The following is a 24400-nucleotide window of genomic DNA, read 5'->3' as shown; positions in this document are numbered from 1 at the left end:
GTTCGCATGGGCACAAGGTCGTGCCCACCCTACATTACTTGAGTTGTAAATTAAATTCAGAAACCAGTTTATTCGCCGCTGTCACGCCAATCTGGCGCGCCAGACGGTCTGCATAGCTTGGGCGAGGAGTGAAATCGACAATATCTTTGGCCTTCACTACATCGCGTGCCACGCTATCTACCGAGCCTAAAGCATCGACTAAGCCCATTTTAATACTCGCAGCACCACTCCAAACCAAGCCAGAAAACAAATCAGGATTGTCTGCTAGCTTATTGCCACGCCCTGCTTTTACCACGCCAATAAACTGCTGGTGAATTTCATCTAGCATCACCTGCGCTTTATCACGCTGACCTTGGCTCATAGGTGAGTAAGGATCTAAAAAGCCTTTATTTGCACCGGCTGTAAGCAACCGGCGCTCAACGCCCAGTTTTTCCATTACACCACTAAAACCAAAGCCATCCATCAATACGCCAATTGAGCCCACCATCGAGGCTTTATCAGCATAAATTTTATCGGCACCGGCCGCAGCGTAATAGCAACCTGAGGCGCAGATTTCTTCGATCACCACATAGAATGGAATTTTTGGATGCAGTTTTTTCAAGCGCGCAATTTCATCGGCCATCATGCCTGCCTGCACTGGGCTGCCGCCTGGGCTGTTGGCTTGCAGAATCACGGCCTTGGTGTTTTTGTCTTCAAATGCCGCGGTTAAACCTTCAATCAGCATTGAAGCGTTTGCCTCACCGCCTGCAGCAATAGCGCCTTCTAAACGCACTACGGCCGTATGTGGCCCTGTCATTTCATCACCGGCTTTTTTACCAACCCAGCCCATCATCATTGCAATCACTAAAATTACAATACTGAAGGTCACTAAGCGAAAGAAAATAGCCCAGCGGCGCGCACTACGGCGCTCTTTAATACCGGCATGCAGCAAACTTTGTAATTGTTCACGTTCCCAAGATTCATTCATGCTGTGTTTTATCCTCAATCAAGCAAACTTGATCCGCGTATTCGCGAACCGGCAAAGAAATTAACTTGCGACCAGGGCAAGGCCCGCCCAAGCAAAGACCCGTATTGGGCGCATAATATGCGCCGTGAGTGGAACAAACAAGCCAAGAGCGGGATAAGTCAAACAGATCACCCGGATTAAAATCCATTTCAATCGGGATATGCGCACACTCATTAATATAAGCGTACACCCTGCCATTGTAACGCACTACAAAAGCACTGCGTTCACGCCCACCCCATTCTAGGGTAAAGCGCTGCGCCAAGCCGCGCTCCAGCAAATCACCACTCTGGCACAGCACCCGATCAGGCATTAAGTAAGATCCAATCCCTTAAAGCGTGAAAATCATCAAAATGCGCGAGAGGCTTACAAGCCAATAGTTCTGGCAATTTGTGCGCGCCATAAGTCAGCGCCAAACTTTGCGTACCGGCATTTTGAGCCAGCTGTAAATCATGGGTGGTGTCCCCAATCATCACGGCACGGCTGGCATCCACGTGGCATTTATCCAAAAGGTAATGCAGCATCGCCGGATGCGGCTTAGAAAACGCTTCATCGGCAGTGCGCGTCATTTTAAAAAATGCGCCTAGGCCCGTAGAAGCCAATGCCTTATCTAAACCCGCCCTGGATTTGCCCGTGGCCACCGCCAACTGAAACCCTGCCTCAATAAACTGTGGCAAGGCCTCGATCACCCCGTCATACAGCGCCACATTTTGATCTTGGGCTAAGTAATGTCCGCGATACACACTCACCACCTCGGTGATTTGTGCAGGCGTCGCATCTGGAGCAAGGTATTGCATCGCCTCATTCATGCCATAGCCAATCACATAACGCGCTTCTTTATCGGATGGCACAGGCAAGCCAATATCACTAAAGGCCGCCTGAATCGCGCGGGCAATGGTGCCGGTGCTATCCATTAAAGTGCCATCCCAATCAAACACCAGCAAATCAAACTGCTTAGGCATGCGGTTTATTCCCGAGAGATCTCTCAAGTTGATCAATATAAGATTGTAATTCAGGAGGAAGTGGCGCTTCTAATTCTAAAGGCTTGCCCGTAATAGGGTGATCCACAATTAAACGCCAAGCGTGTAAAAACATGCGGCGCAGCCCCTGCCTTGGTAATAACTTATTTAAAGCAAAGTCACCGTATTTTTCATCCCCCAAAATAGGGTGATCACTGGACGCCAAATGCACCCGAATCTGATGGGTGCGCCCCGTTTTAAGCTCACACTCAAGCAAAGAACAATCTTTCCATACCTGACGGCGATTCACCACCGTATGCGAAATTTTGCCTTCTGGTGAGACCCGCACACGGCGTTCGCCCTCAGCGGTGTTGTATTTCAGCAAAGAAAATTTCACGTGGCTACGTGGATTCTCCCACACACCTTTCACCAAAGCTAAATAACGCTTATCAATACGATGATTGTCACGCAAGGCATCTTGCAAAACAATTAAGGCTGAGCGCTTTTTTGCAACCATTAAAATGCCGGATGTTTCACGATCTAATCGATGCACTAATTCCAAAAATTTTGCTTGTGGGCGCTGCGCACGAATCAGCTCAATCAAGCCAAAACTCACACCAGAGCCGCCATGCACCGCCAAACCAGCCGGTTTATTTAAGATTAAAATGGCCTCATCTTCAAAGATGATGGGGATATCGATGCGATGCGATGCGGCTACAGCCGGTGCAGCATCTGGCTTTTCGGCCACGCGCACGGGTGGCAGGCGTAAAATATCGCCAGCTAGCAAGCGATAGGTCACATCGCTACGGCCTTTATTTACACGAACTTCGCCACTACGCACAATGCGATAAACATGACTTTTGGGTACGCCCTTGAGGTGTTTTAACAAAAAATTATCCAGCCTTTGGCCGGCATCTTCCTCATCTACAGTCAGGAACGTTACGGATGCTTTGCTACTGCCCTTCATCTTGACTTATACTCTCCGCACGCCACAACCCAGAAGGTTGTAGCAGGTTGGCCGTGGCGTTATAAACGCAACGGCAACGATTACCGCAAGGGCTTGTTTTGACACGGGACTTTATAATAAACCCACCGAAACAAACACTGCGCAAGGTGGCATTGCCACTTTTAGATCCCGCTCTTAAAGCATACTGCCCGACGATACAGTCGGCGATTACCTTCCCGCCGTAGAGAAAAACACTCTACCCACTCCCCAAGGCTCACTAGCCTTTGTAAAACAGGGAGCACAAGCGCGGGGCTCGCCTATCTGCCGTATGGCTGCTGCAACAAGTTCAGGGAAACGGTTATCTCGCTCACCGCAAAAAGCAGCGATGGTAATTGATTTATATATATAAAGCACTCATCGGATTCTAATTAGCGTACTGGCCTACTTTTACAGAAAAATAAGTAAAACCGCCGGTATGGACCGTTCGGCACCTGGTCACCTTGTAGTAGCGAAGACAAAATGGTGCAAAAAGTACCAGCAAGACAAGCGAGTTAAAATCCTAATAAAAGCACCAACAAGGATTTTAGGCTCATTTCCAATGCGAGGTAGGACTGCAGCACCGTTTTGCAATGCGCTGTAAATCATTGCAAGCAATAGACTCATCGCCAGCGCCATCAATACCTTTTGAGCTTTAGCCGCAGACACAATGATGCCTGAGCTAAAGCTCCCCTCGGTTGCGCTGAGCTTGCCAGAACCTAATTCCAGCCGCGTGAGTGCGAGCCGGAGCACTGTTATGAAACGTATGCTATTTAACGCAACGCAAGCTGAAGAGCTGCGCGTTGCTATTGTTGATGGTCAAAAATTAGTCGACCTCGACATCGAAACCGTTGGTAAAGAACAGCGGAAATCCAATATCTACAAGGGTGTGATTACCCGTGTAGAGCCCAGCCTTGAAGCCTGCTTCATTGATTATGGCTGCGATCGTCATGGCTTCTTGCCGTTTAAGGAAGTGGCTCGCGCCTACCTGAACGACAACGGTGATGGCAATGGCCGCCCGCGTATCGGCGATTCTCTTAAAGAAGGTCAGGAACTGATCGTTCAGGTAGAGAAAGACGAGCGTGGCAATAAAGGCGCTGCGCTGACTACCTACATCAGCTTGGCCGGTCGCTACCTTGTATTGATGCCAAACAATCCGCGTGGTGGTGGTGTATCCCGCCGCATCGAGGGCGAAGAAAGGAATGAACTTCGCGCCGTTCTTGATCAGCTCGAAACGCCTAACGGCATGAGCCTGATTGCGCGTACTGCCGCCATTGGCCGCAATGCAGAAGAGCTGCAGTGGGATTTAAACTACCTGCTGCAACTTTGGCGTGCGGTTGAAGGCGCTGCCTCTACCCAAACAGGTGCTTTCCTGATTTATCAGGAATCTAGCTTGGTTATCCGTGCGATTCGCGATTACTTCCAGCCAGAAATCGGTGAGCTGCTGATTGATAAGCTTGATATTTACGAGCAAGCACGTCAGTTTATGAGCCATGTGATGCCGGCCAATGTCAACCGCGTGAAGTTCTATCAAGATGACGTGCCGCTGTTCTCACGCTTCCAGATTGAGCATCAGATCGAAACCGCCTTTGCCCGCGAAGTAAACCTGCCTTCTGGCGGCGCAATTGTGATCGACAAAACCGAAGCGCTCTACTCTATTGATGTGAACTCGGCCCGCTCCACCAAGGGCGCCGACATCGAAGAAACCGCGCTGCGCACCAATATGGAAGCCGCTGACGAAATCGCCCGTCAGATGCGTCTGCGTGACGTGGGTGGTTTGATCGTGATCGATTTTATCGACATGGAAAACCCAAAGAATCAGCGCGAAGTAGAAAACCGTCTGCGTGACGCCTTGCACCACGACCGTGCCCGCGTACAAACCGGCAAAATCAGCCGCTTTGGCTTGATGGAATTATCACGCCAGCGCCTACAGCCCTCCCTTGAAGAAACCAGCCACATTGCCTGCCCTCGCTGTCATGGCACGGGCTTTACCCGTGGCATTGAATCTTCTGCACTGAATATCCTGCGGATTATTCAAGAAGAATCGATGAAGGAAAACACCGGTGCGATTCATGCGCAGGTGCCAGTGGATGTAGCCACCTTCTTGCTGAACGAAAAACGTGCAGAGATTTCTGCGCTTGAAGCACGCCTAAAAGTAAGCGTAATCCTGATTCCAAACACGCATTTAGAAACCCCCAACTACAATCTTTCACGTCTGCGCCATGAAGATATAGGTAGCCATGAAGATGTCGTGCCGTCCTACAAAATGGTTGATTTGCCAAGCGAAACGGGCTATCAGCCAGGCAAGGTCAAAGAAGAGCAAACCAAACGTCAAGAAGCCATGGTTAAGGGCATTACCCCAGACCAGCCTGCGCCGATTTCTGCGCGTGACCGTGTTGCTGCGCCTACCGATGTGGTTGCCATACCATCACTGTGGAAAAAAATTGTAACTTGGTTCCAAGGTGAGCCTGAAGCGCCGGTAGAAACGCCGAAGCCAGCGGCTGCGGCGCGGCCAAGCAATAATTCACGCAATCGCAATGATCGTGGCCAACGCCCAGCGCGTGAACCACGTGAAGGCCAAGCGCCTCGCACCGAGCGTCCTGCTCGCAATGAAGAAGCCCCTGCACAGCCGCGTCGCGGCAGTGGTAAGCCACGCATTGAAGAAGATCTGCAAAAGAGCCGTGAAAATCGTGAAGCACGTGAAAACCGTGAGCCACGTGAACGTGCGGAACGGACCGAGCGCAACAATGAGCGCAGCGAAGCTCCGGCCGAGCAACGCCCTCGCAATGAGCGCCCTGCCCGTCCAGAACGTCAGCCACGTAAAGAAACGCCTGCTGCCACAACAGAAGCATTGTTAATTACGCCGATCGTAGAAAACAATTCTGACGAAGCCAGCGAGCAACAACGTAGCCGCCGTCGTCGCAGCCGTCGTGGTGAGCGTCGTGATCGCCCAGAAGTAACAGGGGCAGAAGCGGCTTTCACAGCAATCGTTCCTGCTGCGCCGATCTTTGACAACAAGCCGATTGCACCTATTGATGCCCCTACCCCTGTAGCCGCTCCAGCAGTAGAAGTGGCTGTGGTCGCCGCACCCGTAGTAGTCGCGACAGCGCCAATCGTGGCGGCAGTCATCCCTGAAGTGGTGCTTGCCCCTACACCTGTAGTGGCTCCTGCACCAGCGCCTGTTGTGGCACCGGCTCCAGCTCCAGCTCCGGTTACCGCTCCAGTAGTGATTGTGGTTCCTGCTCCCGTTGCAGCGCCAGCTCCAGCCCCAATCGCGACTCCAGTAGCCGCACCGGTTGAAGTCGCTCCCGCGGTGGTGGCAGCACCAGCCCCCGTTCAAGCACCCTTAGTGATTGGCACTCCAGAAGCAGCAGGTCTGGTTATGGTCGCAACGCGTACCTTGGCGGCAGAAAGCACTCCAGCTGTTGAAGCGCCTGCTCGCCGCCGTCGCCGTGATGTTCAAACGACTACACAGGCTAGTGCAGAAGTCACTATGTTGCAGCAGGTTGAAACACAAGCGGCGACTACTGACGCTGCTCTTACTCCTGTAAGCGATGCGCCTGCGCGTGCTAATCGACGTGATGCCACTGCTGCTCCAGCAGACACCTCGGCCGAGCCTCTGGTGCAGGTTCAAACCAAGCAATTCTAATTTGAATTGAATCAGCAAAAGCCACCGAAAATCACTCGGTGGCTTTTTTAATGCCTCAAAGAAAATAACAAGAATATGTTTTCAGAAAATGTGCATGCTCAAATAAATACCCTATTCATCCGCGTAAACAAGCAGCGGACAATCCCGCCTATCAAACAGTGCCCTTTTAAAACCGCACGCCTATGCAATTAAATACCAATGAAATTTTGAATATTTGCTATTCATGGCTAATTTAAGACTAGACATATAAATAGAAGCCATTAGTTTTAATTGCAAAGCACTTCAGCCCGTTTAAAACAACCCAGTTTAAGATTGCCAGTTGGGGAAATTCACAAGTATCGGCCATTATTATTCAGGGTTAATTTTCGCACATGGATCTAACTGTAATGGTCTTATTCAATCGCATCTGCACTCCTCATATGGGCATACACACGTGGATATTTTTCTCCAGCAAATCTTTAATGGCTTAGTCGTCGGCAGTATTTATGCACTGATTGCCCTTGGCTACACCATGGTGTACGGCATCATGCAGCTGATCAATTTTGCCCACGGCGAAATCGTTATGATCGGTGCAATGGTCACCATTACCTGCATCAACCTCCTCCTTGGGCACAATGTATCGCTCCCCGGCCCCATGCTGCTCTTAGTCGGCTTTATGATGGCCGTGCCGGTCTCGATTATTTTGGGCTACGCCATCGAGAAAATCGCCTACCGCCCACTGCGTAAAGCCCCAAGGCTCGCGCCGCTGATTACCGCGATTGGCGTATCCATTGTGCTGCAACAAGCCGCCATGCTGATCTGGGGCCGCAACTACCGCCCTTTCCCCGCTATTTTGCCCAGCACCGTGCATGAAATCGGCGGAGCCACCATCACCAGCTTGCAAATCGCCATCATTGGCCTTGCTCTGGCTTTAATGGCCGGGCTGTTTTTCCTGATTGAACGCACTAAGCTTGGCCGCGCCATGCGGGCCACGGCGCAAAACCCTGAAGTTGCAGGGCTGATGGGAGTGAATATCAATTCAATCATCTCAATGGTATTTATGATCGGCTCAGCCCTAGGCGCTGTAGCAGGAGTAATGGTTGCCGCCAACTACGATCAAGCCCATGCCTATATGGGATTTTTGATTGGTCTAAAAGCCTTTACTGCTGCAGTACTGGGTGGGATTGGTAATCTAGGCGGTGCGGTATTGGGTGGCTTATTACTCGGCTTAATCGAGAGCCTTGGCTCCGGCTATTTAGGCGATCTAACCGGCGGTGCTTTTGGTAGTAACTACAAAGACATCTTTGCCTTTATCGTGCTGATTATCGTGCTGGTATTCCGCCCATCTGGATTACTTGGCGAACGTGTCGCTGATCGCGCCTAGGAATTAAAATGCTAAAACTAGAAAATCCTCGCCAACGGCTGATCGCCATGGCCATACTTGCGGTCGTGATGCTCATTCTGCCTTTTGTGCTGACCGGCAGCTTTGAAAGCGGCAAATCATGGATCCGCACCATCGATTTTGCCCTGCTGTATATCATGCTGGCGCTCGGACTCAATATTGTAGTGGGCTACGCTGGCCTATTAGATTTGGGTTATATCGCCTTTTATGCCGTGGGCGCTTACCTTTATGCCATTTTAAATTCGCCACATCTGGCTGCCGTTCTGCCAGCTTGGCTGATTTACCCTTCATTCCCTGTGATGATTTTACTAGCGGGCTTGGTGGCGGGTTTATTTGGCGTATTACTTGGCTCGCCTACATTAAAACTACGCGGCGATTATTTGGCGATTGTGACTTTAGGATTCGGTGAAATTATCCGCATCTTTATGAATAATCTAGATCGCCCGATCAATATCACCAATGGCCCACAGGGTATTAATAATATTAAAAGCATTCATGTTGGCCCTTATGATTTTGGCCGCCCGATTGAGTTTCTAGGGCTAACATTTGAAAAAGTACACCTTTACTATTACTTAATTCTTGCCTTCTGCCTGTTGATTATTTTTGTCTCCATGCGTTTACAAAATTCACGTATTGGCCGCGCTTGGGTGGCCATTCGTGAAGATGAAATCGCCGCCAACGCGATGGGCATCAACACCCGCAATATCAAGCTGCTGGCGTTTGCGATGGGTGCCAGCTTTGGGGGGGTATCAGGTGCTTTATTTGCCAGCTTCCAAGGCTTTGTTTCACCTGAATCATTTGTGCTAATGGAATCCATCATGGTGTTATGCATGGTGGTATTAGGCGGTATGGGGCATATTCCTGGCGTTATTTTAGGCGCAATCATTGTGTCTATCACCCCAGAAATTCTGCGCGATGTGATCAACCCACTGCAGCAAGCCATTGTTGGCCGCCGTGTGGTTGACCCCGAAAACTTACGCATGCTGATTTTTGGCCTTGCCATGATCGTGATTATGCTGCTGCGCCCAGAGGGCCTATGGCCATCGCAACGCCGTAAAGCAGAGTTCCACGAAAAAGATGAAGAGGCAAAAGCATGAGCGCGCTAGAAACTAAAGAAGTTCTACTCAAAATTGATGGCATTACCAAGCGTTTTGGCGGCCTACACGCTTTGTCTAGCGTGGGCCTCACCATTAACAAGGGCGAGATTTATGGCCTGATCGGCCCAAATGGTGCAGGTAAAACTACCCTATTCAACGTCTTAACAGGGCTATATCAACCCGACGAAGGCAGCTTTAGTTTTAATGGTTTAGATTTATTCCGAAAAAAACCCAACGTCGTAGTGGAATCAGGTATTGCGCGCACTTTCCAGAATATCCGTTTATTTGCCAATATGACGGCACTAGAAAACGTTATGGTCGGCCAGCATGTGCGCACCCACTCTGGCATTTTGGGCGCTATTTTTCACAGCCCCAAAGCCGTAAAAGAAGAAGCAGACATTCATAGCAAAGCTCATGAGCTGCTCGATTATGTAGGCATTAGCAAACACGCCAAAGAATTGGCCCGTAATCTCTCTTACGGTGATCAGCGCCGCCTAGAAATTGCACGCGCGCTGGCAACTCGCCCTACGCTACTGGCTTTGGATGAGCCAGCAGCAGGGATGAACCCAAAAGAAACGGGCGACCTTAAAAAACTCATGCAAAAAATCCGCGATGATGGCGTGACTATTTTATTAATTGAACACGACGTCAAACTAATGATGGATCTGTGTGATCGGATTGCAGTGCTCGACTACGGCAAAAAAATTGCTGAAGGCATCCCCGATTCAGTAAAAAATGATCCGCGCGTGATCGAGGCTTATCTAGGAGTAGCCCCAGAATGAGTATTCTATTTCTACAAATAAGCGGCATAAGAGCAACGCTTTGCGCATCACTTGGCCTAGGAGTTGCACCATAATGTCCAGCCCATTGCTGCAAGTAAAAGACTTAAAAGTCGCCTATGGCGGCATCCATGCCGTAAAAGGAATTGATTTAGAAATTAATCAAGGCGAGCTTGTTGCCCTGATCGGGGCTAATGGTGCAGGCAAAACCACCACGCTAAAAACGCTGATTGGCATGTGCAAACCTAGCTCAGGCGATATTTTATTTGATGGTAAATCAACCGCCCAAAAACCTATTTACGATTATGTAAAACAAGGGCTGATCATGGTGCCCGAAGGGCGAGGCATTTTTAGCCGCCTCACCGTTGAAGAAAACCTACTGATGGGTGCCTATACCCGCAACGATAAAGCGGGCATTGCCCACGATATGGAACGTGTTTACTACCTGTTCCCGCGCCTAAAAGAGCGAATGAAACAACTAGCCGGCACGCTTTCAGGAGGCGAGCAGCAGATGGTCGCGATTGGCCGCGCCATCCTTGGCCGCCCTAAGCTATTGCTGCTGGATGAGCCTTCAATGGGCCTTGCGCCGATTATTGTGCAGAAGATTTTTGAGATCATTAAAATGATCGCTGCCGAAGGCGTCACCATGCTGTTGGTAGAGCAAAATGCCAAGTTGGCACTGCAAACGGCCAACCGAGGCTATGTGATGGAATCGGGCAAGATCACCTTGGCAGATACAGCAGAAAACTTACTCGCCAACCCCAAAATTCAACAGGCCTATTTGGGCGAGTAATTGCTATTAACGTAAAAACGAGCCACATCGCTGGCTCGTTTTTTTACGCACCCAATTTTATGCATATCAACTATTTACTCACGAAAAACCAATAAAATATACAAGGCCCCTGCCCAATTGTGTTGCTGATCAGGATGGTGAAATTTATTGATTTGAGCCCTTATATTTAAATTTAACAAAAACAATTGCAATGCACTATATATTCGTAAGGTAAGCTACTGCTGCCCCCACTAAAGCTAGGCTCATGAAACATCGCTTTTTAGCCCATCCGCTCGCTGTTCTGCTCATGATAATCTTGCTGACATTCAGCCAGTTCGTTGTAGCGGCTTATGCCTGCGCGGATGCTCTAGCAAGCTTGCCTACTGCGCCTGTTATGATGCAAATGGCTGATATGAGCGATTGTGTGGATATGAAAGCCAACCAGCAGCCCTTGGTATGCAAAGCGCACTGTCAAAAAGATTCACAATTAGAAGCACATAAAACACCAGATTTGCCTGCTCCACAGCTCTTTACCCTGTTTTATCTTGCGCCTTTATTCGATAGCTATTTGCCGATGGCTAATCAGCAATTAGCAGCGCCACCTACACTTCTCGCATCCTCCCCGCCCTTACGTATCCAATATCAAGTTTTTCGTAACTAGCCTATTTCTCTGATCCATTTGAACATCACTAGGACAGCAGTGCGTCTTCGCTCGCCTGCACGTTTTGGTGTTTCGTATTCAGTTTGATCTGGAGAAACACGCATGTTTCCTTATGCACTGCGCAGTATTGCGCTATTACTTTGCGCGGCCAGCGCACAGGCTCTGACCTTAGATGAAGCCTTAACTGCAGCTCAAAATTACGCCCCTGATCTTGTTGCCAGCCGATCAGGTGCTGATGCAGCTCAATTTTTAACGCTATCTGCAGGTGCGTTACCTGACCCTAAGCTCTCTTTTGCCATTGATAACCTTCCACTCGAGGGAGAAGACCAATACCGTATTGGCAAATCAATGCGCAGTATTGGCCTGATGCAGGAGTTTCCTAATGCGAGCAAGCGGGCTGCTGAGCGCCAAATTGCCACGGCAGCGTGGCAAGTGAGTAGTGCTCAACATCGCTATGCACAGCTCAATGTACAACGAGCCACCACACTCGCTTGGCTAAGCCTGTATTACGCACAAGAAAAAATACAAATCCTTGATGCGCAAGTTATTGAAAATAAAAACAGCTTAAGCCTCAGCCGCGCAGCATTGGCAGGCGGCGGCACCGCCGACAATGCCTTAGCCGCACAGCTAGAAGCCCAGCAATTAGCCGATGCACGGGATGACTTGAATAGTGAGATTCAACAAGCACGGGCGCTATTGGCACGCTGGATTGGGCTAGATCGCGCTGCCGAGCCCATCAGTGGCTCACTCCCTGTATGGCAACGCGAGCCAACTTCCAACGATCAATTTGATCAATTTAGCAAGCAGCCCGATCTGCACGTGGCCAGCTCGCAAATTAGCGCCGCCCGTGCCGAATTGGCGCTGATGGAAGCAGGCAAGCATCCCGATTGGGGGTTGGAGCTGGCCCTGCAACGCAGCGATATGGGGCAAAACCAAGCGATGGTCAAAGTCTCTTTCGACCTACCGTTTTTTACCGCCTCGCGGCAAGACCCTAAAATCGCCGCCGCTACCGCCAATTTGCAACGTGCCGAAGCAGAAAAAACCGCTCGTAGTGCGGGCTATCGTCAGCAATATGCCGAGTTAAATGCGCAAGGCGATGCACTGACTAGCCAGCTACAAAGGCTGAAGCAACAGACTCTGCCCCTCATTCAAAAGCAGACTGAGCTGGCCTTAGCAGGGCTGCAATCTGGCAAGGGCAGTAGCAATGCGGTGCTTGAAGTACGCAAAACCAAGCGAGTGGCTCAATTACGCGCCCTTGATCTAGCCTCCCGCCTTGCCGCTATTCAGGCGCAAATATTCTTCCTAACTGGAGGGTATTCATCATGAATCTAAACACCTGCCTCACCGCCATTCAAGGACATATCCTCTTCCTAACTGGGGGCCATTAATCATGAATCGCAACAACACAATCACCTTAGCCATTGCCGCCCTTTTTATTGGAAGTGCCGCAGGTTGGTGGTTAAAACCAATGCAAGCCCACTCCAACCTCAGCGCCCCCGTAGAGGCACGCAAAGCTCTTTATTGGTACGACCCGATGAAGCCAGAACAGCATTTCGATCAGCCAGGTAAATCTCCCTTTATGGACATGGAGCTGGTGCCTCGCTATGCCGATGCCGCTGATTCATCTTCATCTACGGCAAATGCCAGTATCAAGATTGACCCCAGCCTCACACAAAACACCGGCCTTAAGTTGGCCACGGCGCGTCTCGGCACGATAAATCAAGGGATTGAAGTGCCCAGCAGTGTGGTATTTAACGATAGAGATGTGGCGATTGTGCAAGCGCGTAGCAATGGCATTGTGGAGCGGGTATATCCACTGGCAAACGGCGATGTCATTCAAGCTGGTGCGCCGATTGCCGAGCTGCGTGTACCCGAATGGCTAGCCGCGCAAAATGAATATCTAGCATTGCGCCATGATGCCGAGCTGGCAGGCCCGATGCTCTCTCGCCTGCAGCAGCTTGGCATGAGTACGGCGCAAATTGCCCGCCTAAAACAAAGCGGCCAGCCGCAAGCCACCATCACCATTACGGCGCCCCGTAGCGGCATGATTGCCGAGCTATCTGTGCGGCAAGGCATGGTATTGAGTGTGGGTGCGCCACTGGTGCGAATTAATGGTTTAGCTAGCATGTGGATTGAGGCTGAAGTACCAGAGGCCCAAGCAGCCACGCTACAAATTGGCGCACCGGTGCATGCCCTTTTTGCCGCGTGGCCCAATGCGCCCATCAGCGGCAAAGTCACGGCTCTTGTACCTGAATTGAATAAAGAAACACGCAGCCTAAGGGTGAGGGCGGAGATTGCTAACCCCCAAGGGTTGTTACGCCCTGGCATGTTTGCGCGTATTTCTCTGGCTAGCCCTGACAGCGCAGCGGTCTTGCTGGTGCCAAGCGAAAGCATTATCGCCACCGGCAAACGCAGCGTGGTGGTGGTGAGCGACGGCCAAGGGCGCTTTACACCCAGCGACGTTAAAACGGGCCGCGAGCATCAAGGGCAAACCGAGATTATTTCAGGCCTAAAAGAAGGCGAGCAGATTGTAGTTTCTGGGCAATTTATGATTGATTCCGAGGCCAGCTTGCGTGGGGTATTGGCAAGGATGAACCCTGCGGCTGCGGCTTCTGCTGCCGCGTCTACTCACGCCCTCCATTCCACCCTTACCCCCACTCAAGAGATGCACCAAGGCCAGGGCATCGTTAAAGCTATCGATAGTAAGCAAGTCACGCTAGAGCACGGTGCCATTGCTTCCCTTAACTGGCCTGCCATGACCATGCCTTTCCCCTTAGCTAACCCCAATTTAGCCAAGGGAATTCGCGTTGGCCAGCAGGTGAATTTCTCCTTTATTGAGCAAGGCAGTGTGGTGCAAAGTATTTCGGTCCTTGCCACGGGAGGTCAGTCATGATTGCCAAAGTTATTTACTGGTCGATTCGTAATCGTTTTTTGGTCTTACTCGCTACGGTCATGTTAGTGGCGTGGGGCATTTGGGCGGTTAAAAATGCACCTATCGACGCTTTGCCGGATTTATCCGATGTGCAGGTGATTATTCGCACGCCTTATCCGGGGCAAGCGCCAAGGATTGTTGAGGATCAGGTCACGTACCCGCTCACCACTACCATGCTTTCTGTGCCAGGTGTTAAAACCGTCAGGGGCTTTTCTTTTTTTGGTGATTCTTATGTCTACGTTTTATTTGATGACAACACCGACCTCTATTGGGCGCGTTCTCGTGTTTTAGAATACTTAAATCAAGTTCAAGCGAAATTACCCGCTGCAGCTCGTCCAGCCTTAGGGCCAGATGCCACGGGGGTAGGCTGGATTTACGAATATGCGCTGGTCGATAAAAGCGGTAAGCATAGCTTGGCTGATCTGCGCAGTTTGCAAGATTGGTTTCTTAAGTACGAGCTTAAGACGCTGCCCAATGTGGCCGAAGTGGCGGCGATTGGCGGCATGGTCAAGCAATATCAGGTAGTGCTTGATCCGCTGAAATTAGCCAGTTTTGGCATTAGCCATGATGTGGCGATTGAGGCCTTGGCAAAGGCCAATCAAGAAACCGGCGGTGCGGTGATTGAGCTGGCCGAAAGCGAATATATGGTGCGTGCCAGCGGTTATTTAAAAACGCTGGATGATTTTAGAGCCATCCCCCTTAAAACATCGGTTAATGGCGTAGCTGTGCAGTTGGGGGACGTAGCCCGCATCCAGATTGGGCCAGAAATGCGCCGTGGCATTGCTGAGCTCAATGGCGAAGGCGAAGTAGCCGGTGGCGTAGTCATTTTGCGCTCTGGCAAAAATGCCCGCGCCACGATTAGCGCAGTGCAGGCCAAGCTAGAGCAGCTCAAGAAAAGCCTACCTGCGGGGGTAGAAATCGTTACCACCTATGATCGCAGCCAGTTGATTGATCATGCGATAGAGAATCTGAGCCATAAATTACTCGAGGAATTTATCGTTGTCGCCCTCGTCTGCGCCGTATTTTTATGGCATCTACGCTCGGCGTTGGTCGCCATTATTTCGCTGCCGCTGGGCGTATTAGCGGCGTTTATCGTGATGCATTATCAGGGCGTAAACGCGAATATTATGTCGTTGGGCGGGATTGCTATTGCCATTGGGGCCATGGTTGACGCTGCCGTGGTGATGATAGAAAACGCGCATAAAAAACTCGAAGAATGGGCGCACCATGCTAATCCAGGTGAAAAACTCACTGGGGCCGAACACTGGATGGTGATTGGCCATGCTGCTGCCGAAGTGGGGCCTGCCTTATTTTTTAGTCTCTTGATTATCACCCTGTCTTTTATTCCTATTTTTACTTTAGAGGCACAAGAAGGCCGACTATTCGCGCCTCTGGCCTTCACCAAAACCTATGCCATGGCGGCGGCGGCGGGGATATCGATCACGCTAGTGCCGATTTTAATGGGCTATTGGATACGCGGTGCTATTCCCGATGAAAACCGTAATCCCTTGAATCGCTTTTTGATCAAGGTGTATTCCCCGATGCTAGAGGCGGTGCTCAAGCGCCCAAAAACCACCTTAATCGCAGCGGCCTTGGTGTTTATCACTGCGCTGTGGCCTGCCAGCCAATTAGGTGGCGAGTTTCTGCCACAAATGAACGAGGGCGATTTGCTGTATATGCCCAGCGCCTTGCCCGGCCTATCCGCAGGCAAAGCCGCCGAGTTGCTGCAACAAAGTGATCGCCTAATTAAAACCATCCCTGAAGTCGCCACCGTCTTTGGTAAAGCAGGTAGAGCAGAAACCGCCACCGATAATTCGCCCATGGAGATGTTTGAAACCACCATCCACTTTAAGCCGCAAGATCAATGGCGGCCGGGCATGACGCCTAAAAAACTGGTGGAAGAACTTGATCGCACGGTGCAAATCCCCGGCCTTGCTAATCTATGGGTGCCGCCGATTCGTAACCGTATCGATATGCTGGCCACTGGCATTAAAAGCCCCATCGGTATCAAGGTGGCAGGCACCGATATCGCCAGCATCGATGCCACCGCGATTGCCATCGAAAAGGTCGCAAAAACCGTCAACGGTGTTTCATCGGCCTTGGCCGAGCGCCTCAGTGGCGGGCGCTATATCGATGTGGATATCAACCGCGCCGCCGCCGCTCGCTATGGCCTAAATGTGGCCGATGTGCAATCGGTGGTCGCCCGCTTGATTGGTGGTGAAAATGTTGGTGAAACGGTAGAAGGCACGGCCCGCTACCCAATCAATGTGCGCTACCCACGTGAGCTAAGAGACTCGCCCGAGGCGCTGCGTAATCTGCCGATTGTGACGGCAAATGGTCAACAAATCACCTTAGGATCGGTCGCCAAAATCAGTATCGCCGACGGCCCGCCCATGCTTAAAAGCGAAAACGGCCGCCTAGCCTCGTGGATTTATATCGATGTAAGAGATAGCGATTTAGTCAGCGTCGTCCATCGTTTGCAAGCTGCCATTGATAAGCAAGTCACATTCAGTTCCGGCGTAAGTGTTAGCTACTCAGGGCAGTTTGAATTTTTAGAACGCGCTAATGCCAAGCTCAAGCTGGTGATTCCAGCCACGCTGATGATTATTTTTGTGTTGCTGTATCTCACCTTTAGGCGCATCGATGAAGCGCTGCTGATTATGGCCACGCTGCCATTCTCATTGGTGGGCGGCATGTGGTTTTTGTATATGCTGGGCTATCACCTATCCATCACCACCGGCGTCGGCTTTATTGCGCTGGCAGGGGTATCGGCAGAGTTTGGCGTAATCATGCTGCTGTATCTCAAACAGGCATTAGAGAAACGACAAGTAGGAGATGGCCCACTAGAGCTAGCCGTGATCTTGGATGCAATCCGCGAAGGCGCGGTGCTTAGAGTGAGGCCCAAGGCCATGACCGTTTCAGTTATCTTGGCAGGGCTATTGCCAATTTTGTGGGGCAGTGGCGCAGGCTCAGAAGTCATGAGCCGAATCGCCGCCCCCATGGTCGGCGGCATGCTCACCGCGCCGTTGCTCTCCATGTTTGTGATTCCTGCGGCGTATTACTTGATGCGCCGCCGTGGCTCAAGCCTTTTAAGTACCACATCTATGTAAAAAGGATTTATTCATACATAAATCACTTTCTATAAGCAGATATCGGTCAGCAAGTCACTTTTGAGCTGCAGATAGAAGGAACAAGCATGTCCATAACCGTGATTGCGATAAAAGCAATTTGCTAAGTAGATAAGGCGGCTTTGGTCGCCTTATCTACTTGCCCCATTCATATTGCCTATTTTTATCTTGATGTATTTTTAAAGCGAAGTCGAAACGTCGTGGTGTTTGAACTGCAACTTACATCAACATCGCCATGATGTAGTTTCATAATTGAGGAAATAATGGCGAGGCCCAAGCCTGAGCCACCATCGTTGCGGCTACGGGCGGGGTCTACTCGGTAGAAACGCTCAAATAAGTGTGCATGATGCTCAGGATGAATTATCTCTCCTTTATTAGTGATCGCAATATTTAGCATTTGCGGATCTTGCCCTATTGCTACTGTAATAGCGCTGGCAAGATCGGCATGCCGAATAGCATTAGAGAGTAAATTGGTCAGGGCGCGTTGCAGCATGGATTTGTCAGCTAATATTTGACCGCTACCACTTACGAGCAATTGGATGTTTTTGCTTTCGGCAAGCGCATCAAAGAAATCAAACAGCATTTCAATCAGTGGCTTCAGCTCGATTTCTTCTAGATTCAAAGCCTGTTCGGCTTGTTCCGCATTGGCTAGAAATAAGAGATCATTGATTAAACGATTTAGCCGTAGTAGCTCTTCTTCGGCCGAGGCCAATACGCGCTGATAATCCGCCACCTCACGGGTTTTACTCAGATTCACCTGAATGTCGCCCAATACATTACTCAATGGCGTACGCATTTCATGCGCTAGATCGGCAGAGAATTGTGATAGCCGTTCAACGCTATTCTCTAAGCGCTGCAACATGCCATTAAAGCTGATTGCTAGTTCTTGTAACTCGGTTGGTACCGCTTCAATACCTAATCGGGCATGTAATGATGCTGCGGTCACAGAGCTCACCAAAGCATTAAAGGTTTGCAAGGGCTGCAAAGCGCGCTTAGCAACCAGCCATGAGCCTAGCGCAATAAACAACACGGCAAATGGTAGCGCTAAAGCCTGAGATTGGCGAAATAGAAGCAGCAGTTTTTGATCACTTTCCCTTTCTAAAAAAACCAGCAGCCATTGTGCTTGTGTAGGGTGTGCTTGAATGCCTAGTAAGATAGGATCACCTAGGTTGTTTTTTCTAGCGAACACACCAGCAATCCATTTAGATTGGGGGCGGGCTTGGGCAAGGGCTTGCTCTCTGGCAAAAGGGTCCGAACTTTTTAAAACTGTCGAATCTGAAACGAGGGCCCAGTGTAAATAAGGATGGCCGACTAATTGTGCGGAGAGCTTGGATTCATCAGCACTGGTATTAGCGTTAAGCACCTGCTGCAAAACTTCCATTTTGCCGATCAGTTCAGTTTTGGCCCGTTTATCTAAAGCTAAACGCAATAAGTGATCTGTTCCAATGGCAATTAAAAGAACCAAGACAGCACAAAATACTCCCACCATGCCGCCTACCCGCCAAGCTAAAGATTTTGGCACTTTCATGCTTGATACCTAGCCTGAGAAAGCTCACTAAACGCGGCCATCATTCCTCGTCCCTTGCTTCAAAAACATAGCCCACACCACGCACGGTATGAATGAGCTTAGGGCTAAAGCCATCATCTACTTTGCCTCTTAGACGGCGAATCGCTACATCCACAATATTAGTGTCAGTATCAAAATTAACATCCCATACATTAGAGGCAATCAGAGTGCGTGTCAGCACTTCGCCATGGCGGCGCATCAGCAAATGCAGCAGGGCAAATTCACGGGCGGTCAGGTCGATCTGTTGTTGATTACGGTAGGCTTTATGTTTAACAGGATCTAACTCTAGCCCTGCCAGTTGCAAAGTCTCGACGGGGCTCACTTTATTGTTTCTTTTAAGCAGCACTTTAATACGAGCTAGCAGTTCAGGAAAGGCAAAGGGCTTAGGCAAATAATCATCTGCGCCCGACTCTAGCCCGCGCACCCGATCATCAACCCGGCTACGTGCAGTGAGCATGAGGACTGGAGTTTGCTTGCTGCGGCGCAGGCCATCGAGCACACCCCAACCATCGAGTAGAGGCAGCATCACATCCAAAATAATTAAATCAAACTCTTCTTCTAGCGCTTTATGTAAGCCATCAATGCCATTGCTGGCGATATCAATGGCATAGCCGCTCTCACTTAAGCCCTGCTTTAAATAAGCGGCTGTTTTGCTCTCATCTTCAATAATTAAGATGCGCATTTCTATTCCCCTTTGTTGCTTAAATTCTATCCTGAATCTTCTCTTGCTTTGGTTTATGACAAATTTGTAATGTTTGGGTCATCTTTGCAATGGGTATGTCGTGTCTATACTGCTGACTTAGTCAGTTTAACCAACCATTGGGTCGAGGCAGCCATGAAACCATGCATATCCCTGTTTTTCATCAGTTTGCTTTTGACGACGGCTGCTGCCCAATCGGATGAAACCAGCGCCCCAGCGCCTATTACACGCTTGGAATACCACTCAGTGCTGGTTCAATATCAGCCATATCGAGAACAGGTGCTTATTCCTTGGCGTGAAGCCAATGATACGGTCGCCAAAATAGGTGGCTGGCGCGTGTATGCCAAAGAGGCAAGGCAAGCTTCTGCACCTCAGACTCAGCCCGATGCAAGTCATGGAGCGGCTCATGAATAAACTATTCCATGGGTCGAGAACGAGGCTTGTAGTTCTGAGCTTGTCTGCTCTGGGATTAACAGGGTGTGCCAGTGTCGATTTTGAGCGATCGCTCGCACAAAGTAATCAAACGGCCGTCTCTTTTACCCAAGGCAAGCTGGCCCTCGCGACGACAAGCGCGCAGCGCGCGGAGATGGATAAAGAGGCGGCTGATTTATTGCAAAAGCCATTAGACCAAAATAGTGCTGTTCATTTGGCCTTGCTCAATAGCCCCAATGTGCAGGCCATGTTGGCGCAAAGCTGGGCCGATGCGGCAAGCGCGGCGCAATCTGGGCGTATTACTAATCCACTCTTCACTTTTGAGCGGGTCACTCTAGGGAGTGAGCTTGAACTGGGTCGTTTACTGTCTTTTGGCCTGCTGGATTTGCTCACCTTGCCTCAGCGCTACGATATAGCGCAGCGGCGTATCGGGCAGGCTCAGCTGCAACTGAGCTTAGATACGATTGAGCAAGTCACTCAGATACGTCAAGTGTGGGTAAAGGCGGTTGCCGCGCAGCAGGGTTTGGTATACGCCAAACAAGTTTTTAATACCGCAGAAGCCAGTGCCGAACTCGCTCGGCGATTACTAGCCGTAGGCAATTACAGCCGTTTAGCCCATGCAAAACAGCAAATTTTTTATGCTGAATCTGCTACGCAATGGGCTGCAGCACAACATCTAGCCCTTGCTAGCCGTGAAGAGTTAGTTCGGGTGCTGGGTTTAAATGATGCCCAAGCCGCTCAACTCCAGTTGCCCAATAAATTGCCTGATCTTCCTAAGAGCCCCCGTAGTACAGAAGAAATTAGTCAGCTGGCCAGCAAAGAACGGCTAGATATCAAACTAGCCAAGGCCACATTTGATGCTTCAGCAAAGGCGCAGGGGCTGAATGGACTGACCAGCTTAATTGATATCGAGTTAGGCGTACGCCATGACACCGTCAATGCAGAAGGGACAAAAAAGAATCGCAAGGGATATGAAATTGCGCTGCGTTTACCGCTATTTGACTGGGGCGGTGGCCAACGCGATGCCATGAATGCCCAAACATTAGTGGCGGCCAATCGCTTGGAGGCCACGGTGCGGGCAGCGGGTTCAAATTTACGCAGCAGTTATTCCGCCTATCGAACGGCCTACGATATGAGCCGTCACTACCGGGATGAAGTGCTGCCTTTACGAAAAGTCATCGCGGAAGAAAATACCCTGCGTTACAACGGCATGCTGATCAGTGTCTTTGAGTTATTAGCAGATTCTCGTGAGCAAATTAGCAGTGTTATTTCAGCCATCGCGGCAGAGCAGCAGTTCTGGCTTAGTGACGCGGCCTTGCAAGCCGAACTGATGGGCAAACCCAGTGCATCAATGATCAGCTCAGTGACAGCGGGAAGTGCCAGTGCAGATGCAGGGCATTAAGCTCATTCATTAAAAAGGCAGCAGTGATGAATTCAAGACGAGATTTTTTAAGAACGGCCGGTATGGCCGGTGCAGTGATTGCCGCCAGTGTGAGCAAAGTGGCTATGGCAGCCTTGCCTGAGCCAGTTAGCCAAACCCTGCCCGACACCATGCCGCCCTTAGTTCCAGAAAACGGCCGCCCTTATAACCCGGTAGTGACTTTAAATGGCTGGACCCTGCCTTGGCGTATGAATCAGGGTGTGAAAGAGTTTCACCTCGTGGCAGAGCCCGTCGTCAGGGAAATGGCCCCTGGCTTTAAGGCGCATTTATGGGGATACAACGGCCAATCGCCCGGCCCAACTATTGAAGTAGTCGAAGGCGATCGGGTGCGTATCTTTGTAAGCAATAAACTCCCTGAGCACACCAGCGTGCATTGGCATGGCCAGCGTCTGCCTAATGGCATGGACGGCGTTTCAGGTTTGAATCAGAAAGCAATTGGGCCAGGCAAAACCTTTGTTTATGAATTTGTGGCGCGGCGGCCTGGCACGTTTATGTATCACCCCCATGCCGATGAAATGACACAAATGGCGATGGGCATGATGGGGTTTTGGATTACCCACCCTAAAACAAAGCATCCCCTCATTGCAGAAGTCGATCGGGACTTCGTATTTTTACTCAACGCCTACGATATCGATCCGGGCAGCTACACGCCCAAAATCATGACCATGAATGATTTTAATTTGTGGTCTTGGAATAGCCGTATTTTCCCTGGTATTGATTCTTTAAATGTGCGCTTAAACGATAAGGTGCGTATCCGCATTGGCAACTTAACCATGACCAATCACCCCATCCATCTGCATGGGCACGAGTTTATGGTCACCGGCACCGATGGTGGCCCCACGCCTAAAAGCACGCGCTGGCCGGAAGTCACCACCGATGTGGCGGTAGGGCAAATGCGCCAGATTGAGTTTTTAGCCGACGAAGAAGGCGATTGGGCCTTTCATTGCCATAAGAGCCACCACACCATGAATGCCATGGGCCACGATTTGCCAACCATGATTGGCGTAGAGCATCGTGGACTCGCCAAAAAAATCACCGAACTAATCCCTGACTATATGGTGATGGGCGAGCGCGGAATGGCCGATATGGCAGAAATGGAAATGCCGATTCCCGATAACACCGTACCAATGATGACCGGCGAAGGCCCATTTGGCTCGGTCGAAATGGGCGGCATGTTTAGCATGCTGAAAGTCAGGCGTGATCAAAAAGCGGGGGATTACAAAAATCCTGGCTGGTACAAACATCCTGCAGGTACGGTGGCTTATGAATACCAAGGCCCGCTCGCCGAGCCCGCCCGCTTTAAAGCCGAGGGGGATGCCAGTATGCCTCGTAAACAGAAAACCGCAGTAGAAGTGCAAGTCCGTAAACCGAAAGGCCAATCCGGCCATTAATGATAAATAGCCTCTGGAGATACCATGAAAACCATTCCTTTACTCGCAATCACGACCCTGTTTCTTTCTTCTTTGACCTTGGCCAGTGGCGATCATGCCGGTGGTCACGGTGACAATATTGGCAAGCCCGGTGTTGCCAGTAAAGTCACGCGCACGATCACCGTTGAAATGGCCGATACCATGCGTTTTAGCCCAGAAAATATTGAAGTTAAACAGGGGGAAACAGTCCGTTTTGCCGTAAAAAACACGGGAAAAGTGAAGCATGAATTTATTCTTAATTCTGAGAAAGAAATCAAAGAGCATCTCTTAGAGATGAAAAAGCATCCAGAAATGGAGCATGACGAACCGAATATGCTGTCTTTAGCAGCGGGTAAAAGTGGTGAAGTGATTTGGCAATTTACTCAGCTTGGCAAAATCAACTTTTCTTGCCTGAGTCCAGGCCATTATGAGGCAGGGATGAAGGGCTTTGTTACTGTAAAAACGGCTGCTAAATAAAAGACTCAAGACTGGAGTGTAGATCATGAAAAGCACACGATTAATCGCCGTACTGGCAATGGCTTTTGCCTTAAATACCTCTTTTGCTAATAGCGATGAGCTTAGTGATGGCGAAATCAAGAAAATCGACAAATCTTCCGGAAAAATCACGTTAAAACACGGTGAACTTAAAAATCTAGATATGCCCAGTATGACAATGGTTTTTACTGCCAAAAACCTGACTCAGCTGGAGCCTTTGCAAGCGGGTGATAAGGTGAAATTTAAAGCGGTTAGTGAGAATGGCAAGTTAGTTGTCACCGATATTCAGGCGGCTAAATAGCTTTCTATTTGCAATTAAAAAAAGACCTCTTTGCTGGTGAGTAATACCTGCTTCATAAAGTGTACGGCTTTCCTTTGGGAAAGACACTTCAACTTACCTGATTATGCCTCTTGCTCAATCTCATTATAAATATCGTAGGGCGGGTGCAACCCGTGTTTTTTAGCATCGATCAAAGGTTGCACCCGCCCTACGAATGGCATATTGCTTAAGTTGATAGGATTGGGGCGCAATCCCATACGCGCCAACCAAAAAAATCATGATATGAATCAGAGGGTTAAATCTTAAACCACAGAGAACACAGAGACCCACAGAGGAAATAAAGCCCTGTTTTTTGCCTTCCTCTGTGTCCTCTGTACTCTCCTTTTCCTCTGTGCTTCAAGGTTTAGTGCCATTTCATGCACAGTTCAGGCTCTATGTAACTTTATTAGTTAGCGCACATTTATTAGTTAGCGCACATGCCCCCCACCCCGCTGGATTGGATGCGTGATTTAAGGGAAGCTTTAAGCCCTGCGCCACGAATAGCGATAAAAACTCAGGAGACTGGGTTTGGAAGCGCCTAAAAAACCCACAAAACAGCTAAATTTAATCCCTTTTTTTTCTGTGAAACGCCGTGCTCTCTGTGGTTCAAGATTTAGGTTTTTACTGCGTAACATCAGTTAAATAATACTTTCGTGGGCTCAAAGACCCGACTAAAGTGCGGGGCTATTTTAGC

20 protein-coding genes are annotated in these 24400 nt (G+C 49.9%); 14 read left to right on the top strand and 6 right to left on the bottom strand.

The genetic code is table 11. From position 1 onward, the window contains the following. Positions 1-34: 34 nt before the first annotated feature. The 4 genes from R6242_RS11975 to R6242_RS11960 are packed head-to-tail and all read right to left on the bottom strand — an operon-like array spanning position 35 to position 2929. The gene (locus tag R6242_RS11975) at positions 35-967 is read right to left on the bottom strand and encodes a S49 family peptidase (protein WP_293932418.1); all 933 of its coding nucleotides are present in this window, start codon (positions 965-967) and stop codon (positions 35-37) included. Beyond that, complete coding sequence (locus tag R6242_RS11970) at positions 960-1316, bottom strand: Rieske (2Fe-2S) protein (RefSeq protein ID WP_318427079.1); 357 nt, start codon at positions 1314-1316, stop codon at positions 960-962. The genes R6242_RS11975 and R6242_RS11970 overlap by 8 nt, the downstream gene beginning before the upstream one ends. Then, positions 1309-1965 (bottom strand): HAD-IA family hydrolase, encoded by a 657-nt coding sequence (locus tag R6242_RS11965; RefSeq protein ID WP_318427077.1) that lies wholly within the window; start codon positions 1963-1965, stop codon positions 1309-1311. Before R6242_RS11965 ends, R6242_RS11970 begins: the two co-directional genes overlap by 8 nt. Continuing rightward, positions 1958-2929 carry an RluA family pseudouridine synthase gene (locus R6242_RS11960; RefSeq protein ID WP_293932412.1) on the bottom strand — a complete coding sequence of 324 codons (972 nt, stop codon included), beginning with the start codon at positions 2927-2929 and terminating at the stop codon, positions 1958-1960. The genes R6242_RS11965 and R6242_RS11960 overlap by 8 nt, the downstream gene beginning before the upstream one ends. 772 nt (positions 2930-3701) lie before the next feature. On the opposite strand from R6242_RS11960, the gene R6242_RS11955 reads away from it, so the two are divergent. The 9 genes from R6242_RS11955 to R6242_RS11915 all read left to right on the top strand — a co-directional run bounded on the left by R6242_RS11955 (position 3702) and on the right by R6242_RS11915 (position 17325). Next, a complete protein-coding gene (locus tag R6242_RS11955; RefSeq protein ID WP_318427074.1) occupies positions 3702-6593 on the top strand; it encodes an Rne/Rng family ribonuclease in 2892 nt (963 codons plus the stop codon). 433 nt (positions 6594-7026) lie between these two features. Then, positions 7027-7956 (top strand): branched-chain amino acid ABC transporter permease, encoded by a 930-nt coding sequence (locus tag R6242_RS11950; protein WP_130107495.1) that lies wholly within the window; start codon positions 7027-7029, stop codon positions 7954-7956. An 8-nt stretch (positions 7957-7964) separates the two neighbouring features. Then, entirely contained in the window at positions 7965-9071 is a 1107-nt protein-coding gene (locus R6242_RS11945; protein ID WP_318427072.1) for an ABC transporter permease subunit, read from the top strand. Continuing rightward, a complete protein-coding gene (locus R6242_RS11940) occupies positions 9068-9853 on the top strand; it encodes an ABC transporter ATP-binding protein (protein ID WP_293932404.1) in 786 nt (261 codons plus the stop codon). The genes R6242_RS11945 and R6242_RS11940 overlap by 4 nt, the downstream gene beginning before the upstream one ends. Positions 9854-9926: 73 nt before the next feature. Then, positions 9927-10643, top strand: a complete 717-nt coding sequence (locus R6242_RS11935) for an ABC transporter ATP-binding protein (protein ID WP_293932402.1) — start codon at positions 9927-9929, stop codon at positions 10641-10643. Positions 10644-10887: 244 nt separating this feature from the next. Next, positions 10888-11283, top strand: a complete 396-nt coding sequence (locus R6242_RS11930; RefSeq protein WP_318427069.1) for a hypothetical protein — start codon at positions 10888-10890, stop codon at positions 11281-11283. Between the two features lie 102 nt (positions 11284-11385). Continuing rightward, the gene (locus tag R6242_RS11925; protein ID WP_318427067.1) at positions 11386-12609 is read left to right on the top strand and encodes a TolC family protein; all 1224 of its coding nucleotides are present in this window, start codon (positions 11386-11388) and stop codon (positions 12607-12609) included. Positions 12610-12673: 64 nt separating this feature from the next. Next, positions 12674-14176 (top strand): efflux RND transporter periplasmic adaptor subunit, encoded by a 1503-nt coding sequence (locus R6242_RS11920; protein WP_318427064.1) that lies wholly within the window; start codon positions 12674-12676, stop codon positions 14174-14176. Then, positions 14173-17325 (top strand): efflux RND transporter permease subunit, encoded by a 3153-nt coding sequence (locus R6242_RS11915; protein WP_318427062.1) that lies wholly within the window; start codon positions 14173-14175, stop codon positions 17323-17325. Before R6242_RS11920 ends, R6242_RS11915 begins: the two co-directional genes overlap by 4 nt. 181 nt (positions 17326-17506) lie before the next feature. Here R6242_RS11915 and R6242_RS11910 read toward each other — a convergent pair whose 3' ends face one another. Continuing rightward, positions 17507-18871 carry a heavy metal sensor histidine kinase gene (locus R6242_RS11910; protein WP_318427060.1) on the bottom strand — a complete coding sequence of 455 codons (1365 nt, stop codon included), beginning with the start codon at positions 18869-18871 and terminating at the stop codon, positions 17507-17509. Positions 18872-18911: 40 nt separating this feature from the next. Further along, complete coding sequence (locus R6242_RS11905; protein WP_318427058.1) at positions 18912-19592, bottom strand: heavy metal response regulator transcription factor; 681 nt, start codon at positions 19590-19592, stop codon at positions 18912-18914. Between the two features lie 153 nt (positions 19593-19745). Here R6242_RS11905 and R6242_RS11900 point away from each other — a divergent pair, with 153 nt between their 5' ends. From R6242_RS11900 to R6242_RS11880, 5 genes are read left to right on the top strand one after another with little or no spacing between them, the layout of a single operon-like run. After that, on the top strand, positions 19746-20024 hold the full coding sequence (locus R6242_RS11900; RefSeq protein ID WP_318427056.1) for a hypothetical protein: 279 nt from the start codon (positions 19746-19748) through the stop codon (positions 20022-20024). Then, positions 20017-21444, top strand: coding sequence for a TolC family protein (locus R6242_RS11895; RefSeq protein ID WP_318427054.1), 1428 nt, complete (start codon positions 20017-20019; stop codon positions 21442-21444). Before R6242_RS11900 ends, R6242_RS11895 begins: the two co-directional genes overlap by 8 nt. Positions 21445-21470: 26 nt before the next feature. Then, positions 21471-22874 (top strand): multicopper oxidase domain-containing protein, encoded by a 1404-nt coding sequence (locus tag R6242_RS11890; protein ID WP_318427052.1) that lies wholly within the window; start codon positions 21471-21473, stop codon positions 22872-22874. A 24-nt stretch (positions 22875-22898) separates the two neighbouring features. Continuing rightward, entirely contained in the window at positions 22899-23369 is a 471-nt protein-coding gene (locus tag R6242_RS11885) for a cupredoxin family protein (RefSeq protein WP_318427050.1), read from the top strand. A gap of 25 nt (positions 23370-23394) precedes the next feature. Continuing rightward, positions 23395-23688 (top strand): copper-binding protein, encoded by a 294-nt coding sequence (locus R6242_RS11880; protein ID WP_318427048.1) that lies wholly within the window; start codon positions 23395-23397, stop codon positions 23686-23688. Positions 23689-24400: the final 712 nt, after the last annotated feature.

Origin of the sequence: Iodobacter sp. CM08 (genome assembly GCF_033446605.1) — a bacterium.
Taxonomy (GTDB): Bacteria; Pseudomonadota; Gammaproteobacteria; order Burkholderiales; family Chitinibacteraceae; genus Iodobacter.
This window is presented reverse-complemented; position numbering and strand designations above follow the sequence as displayed.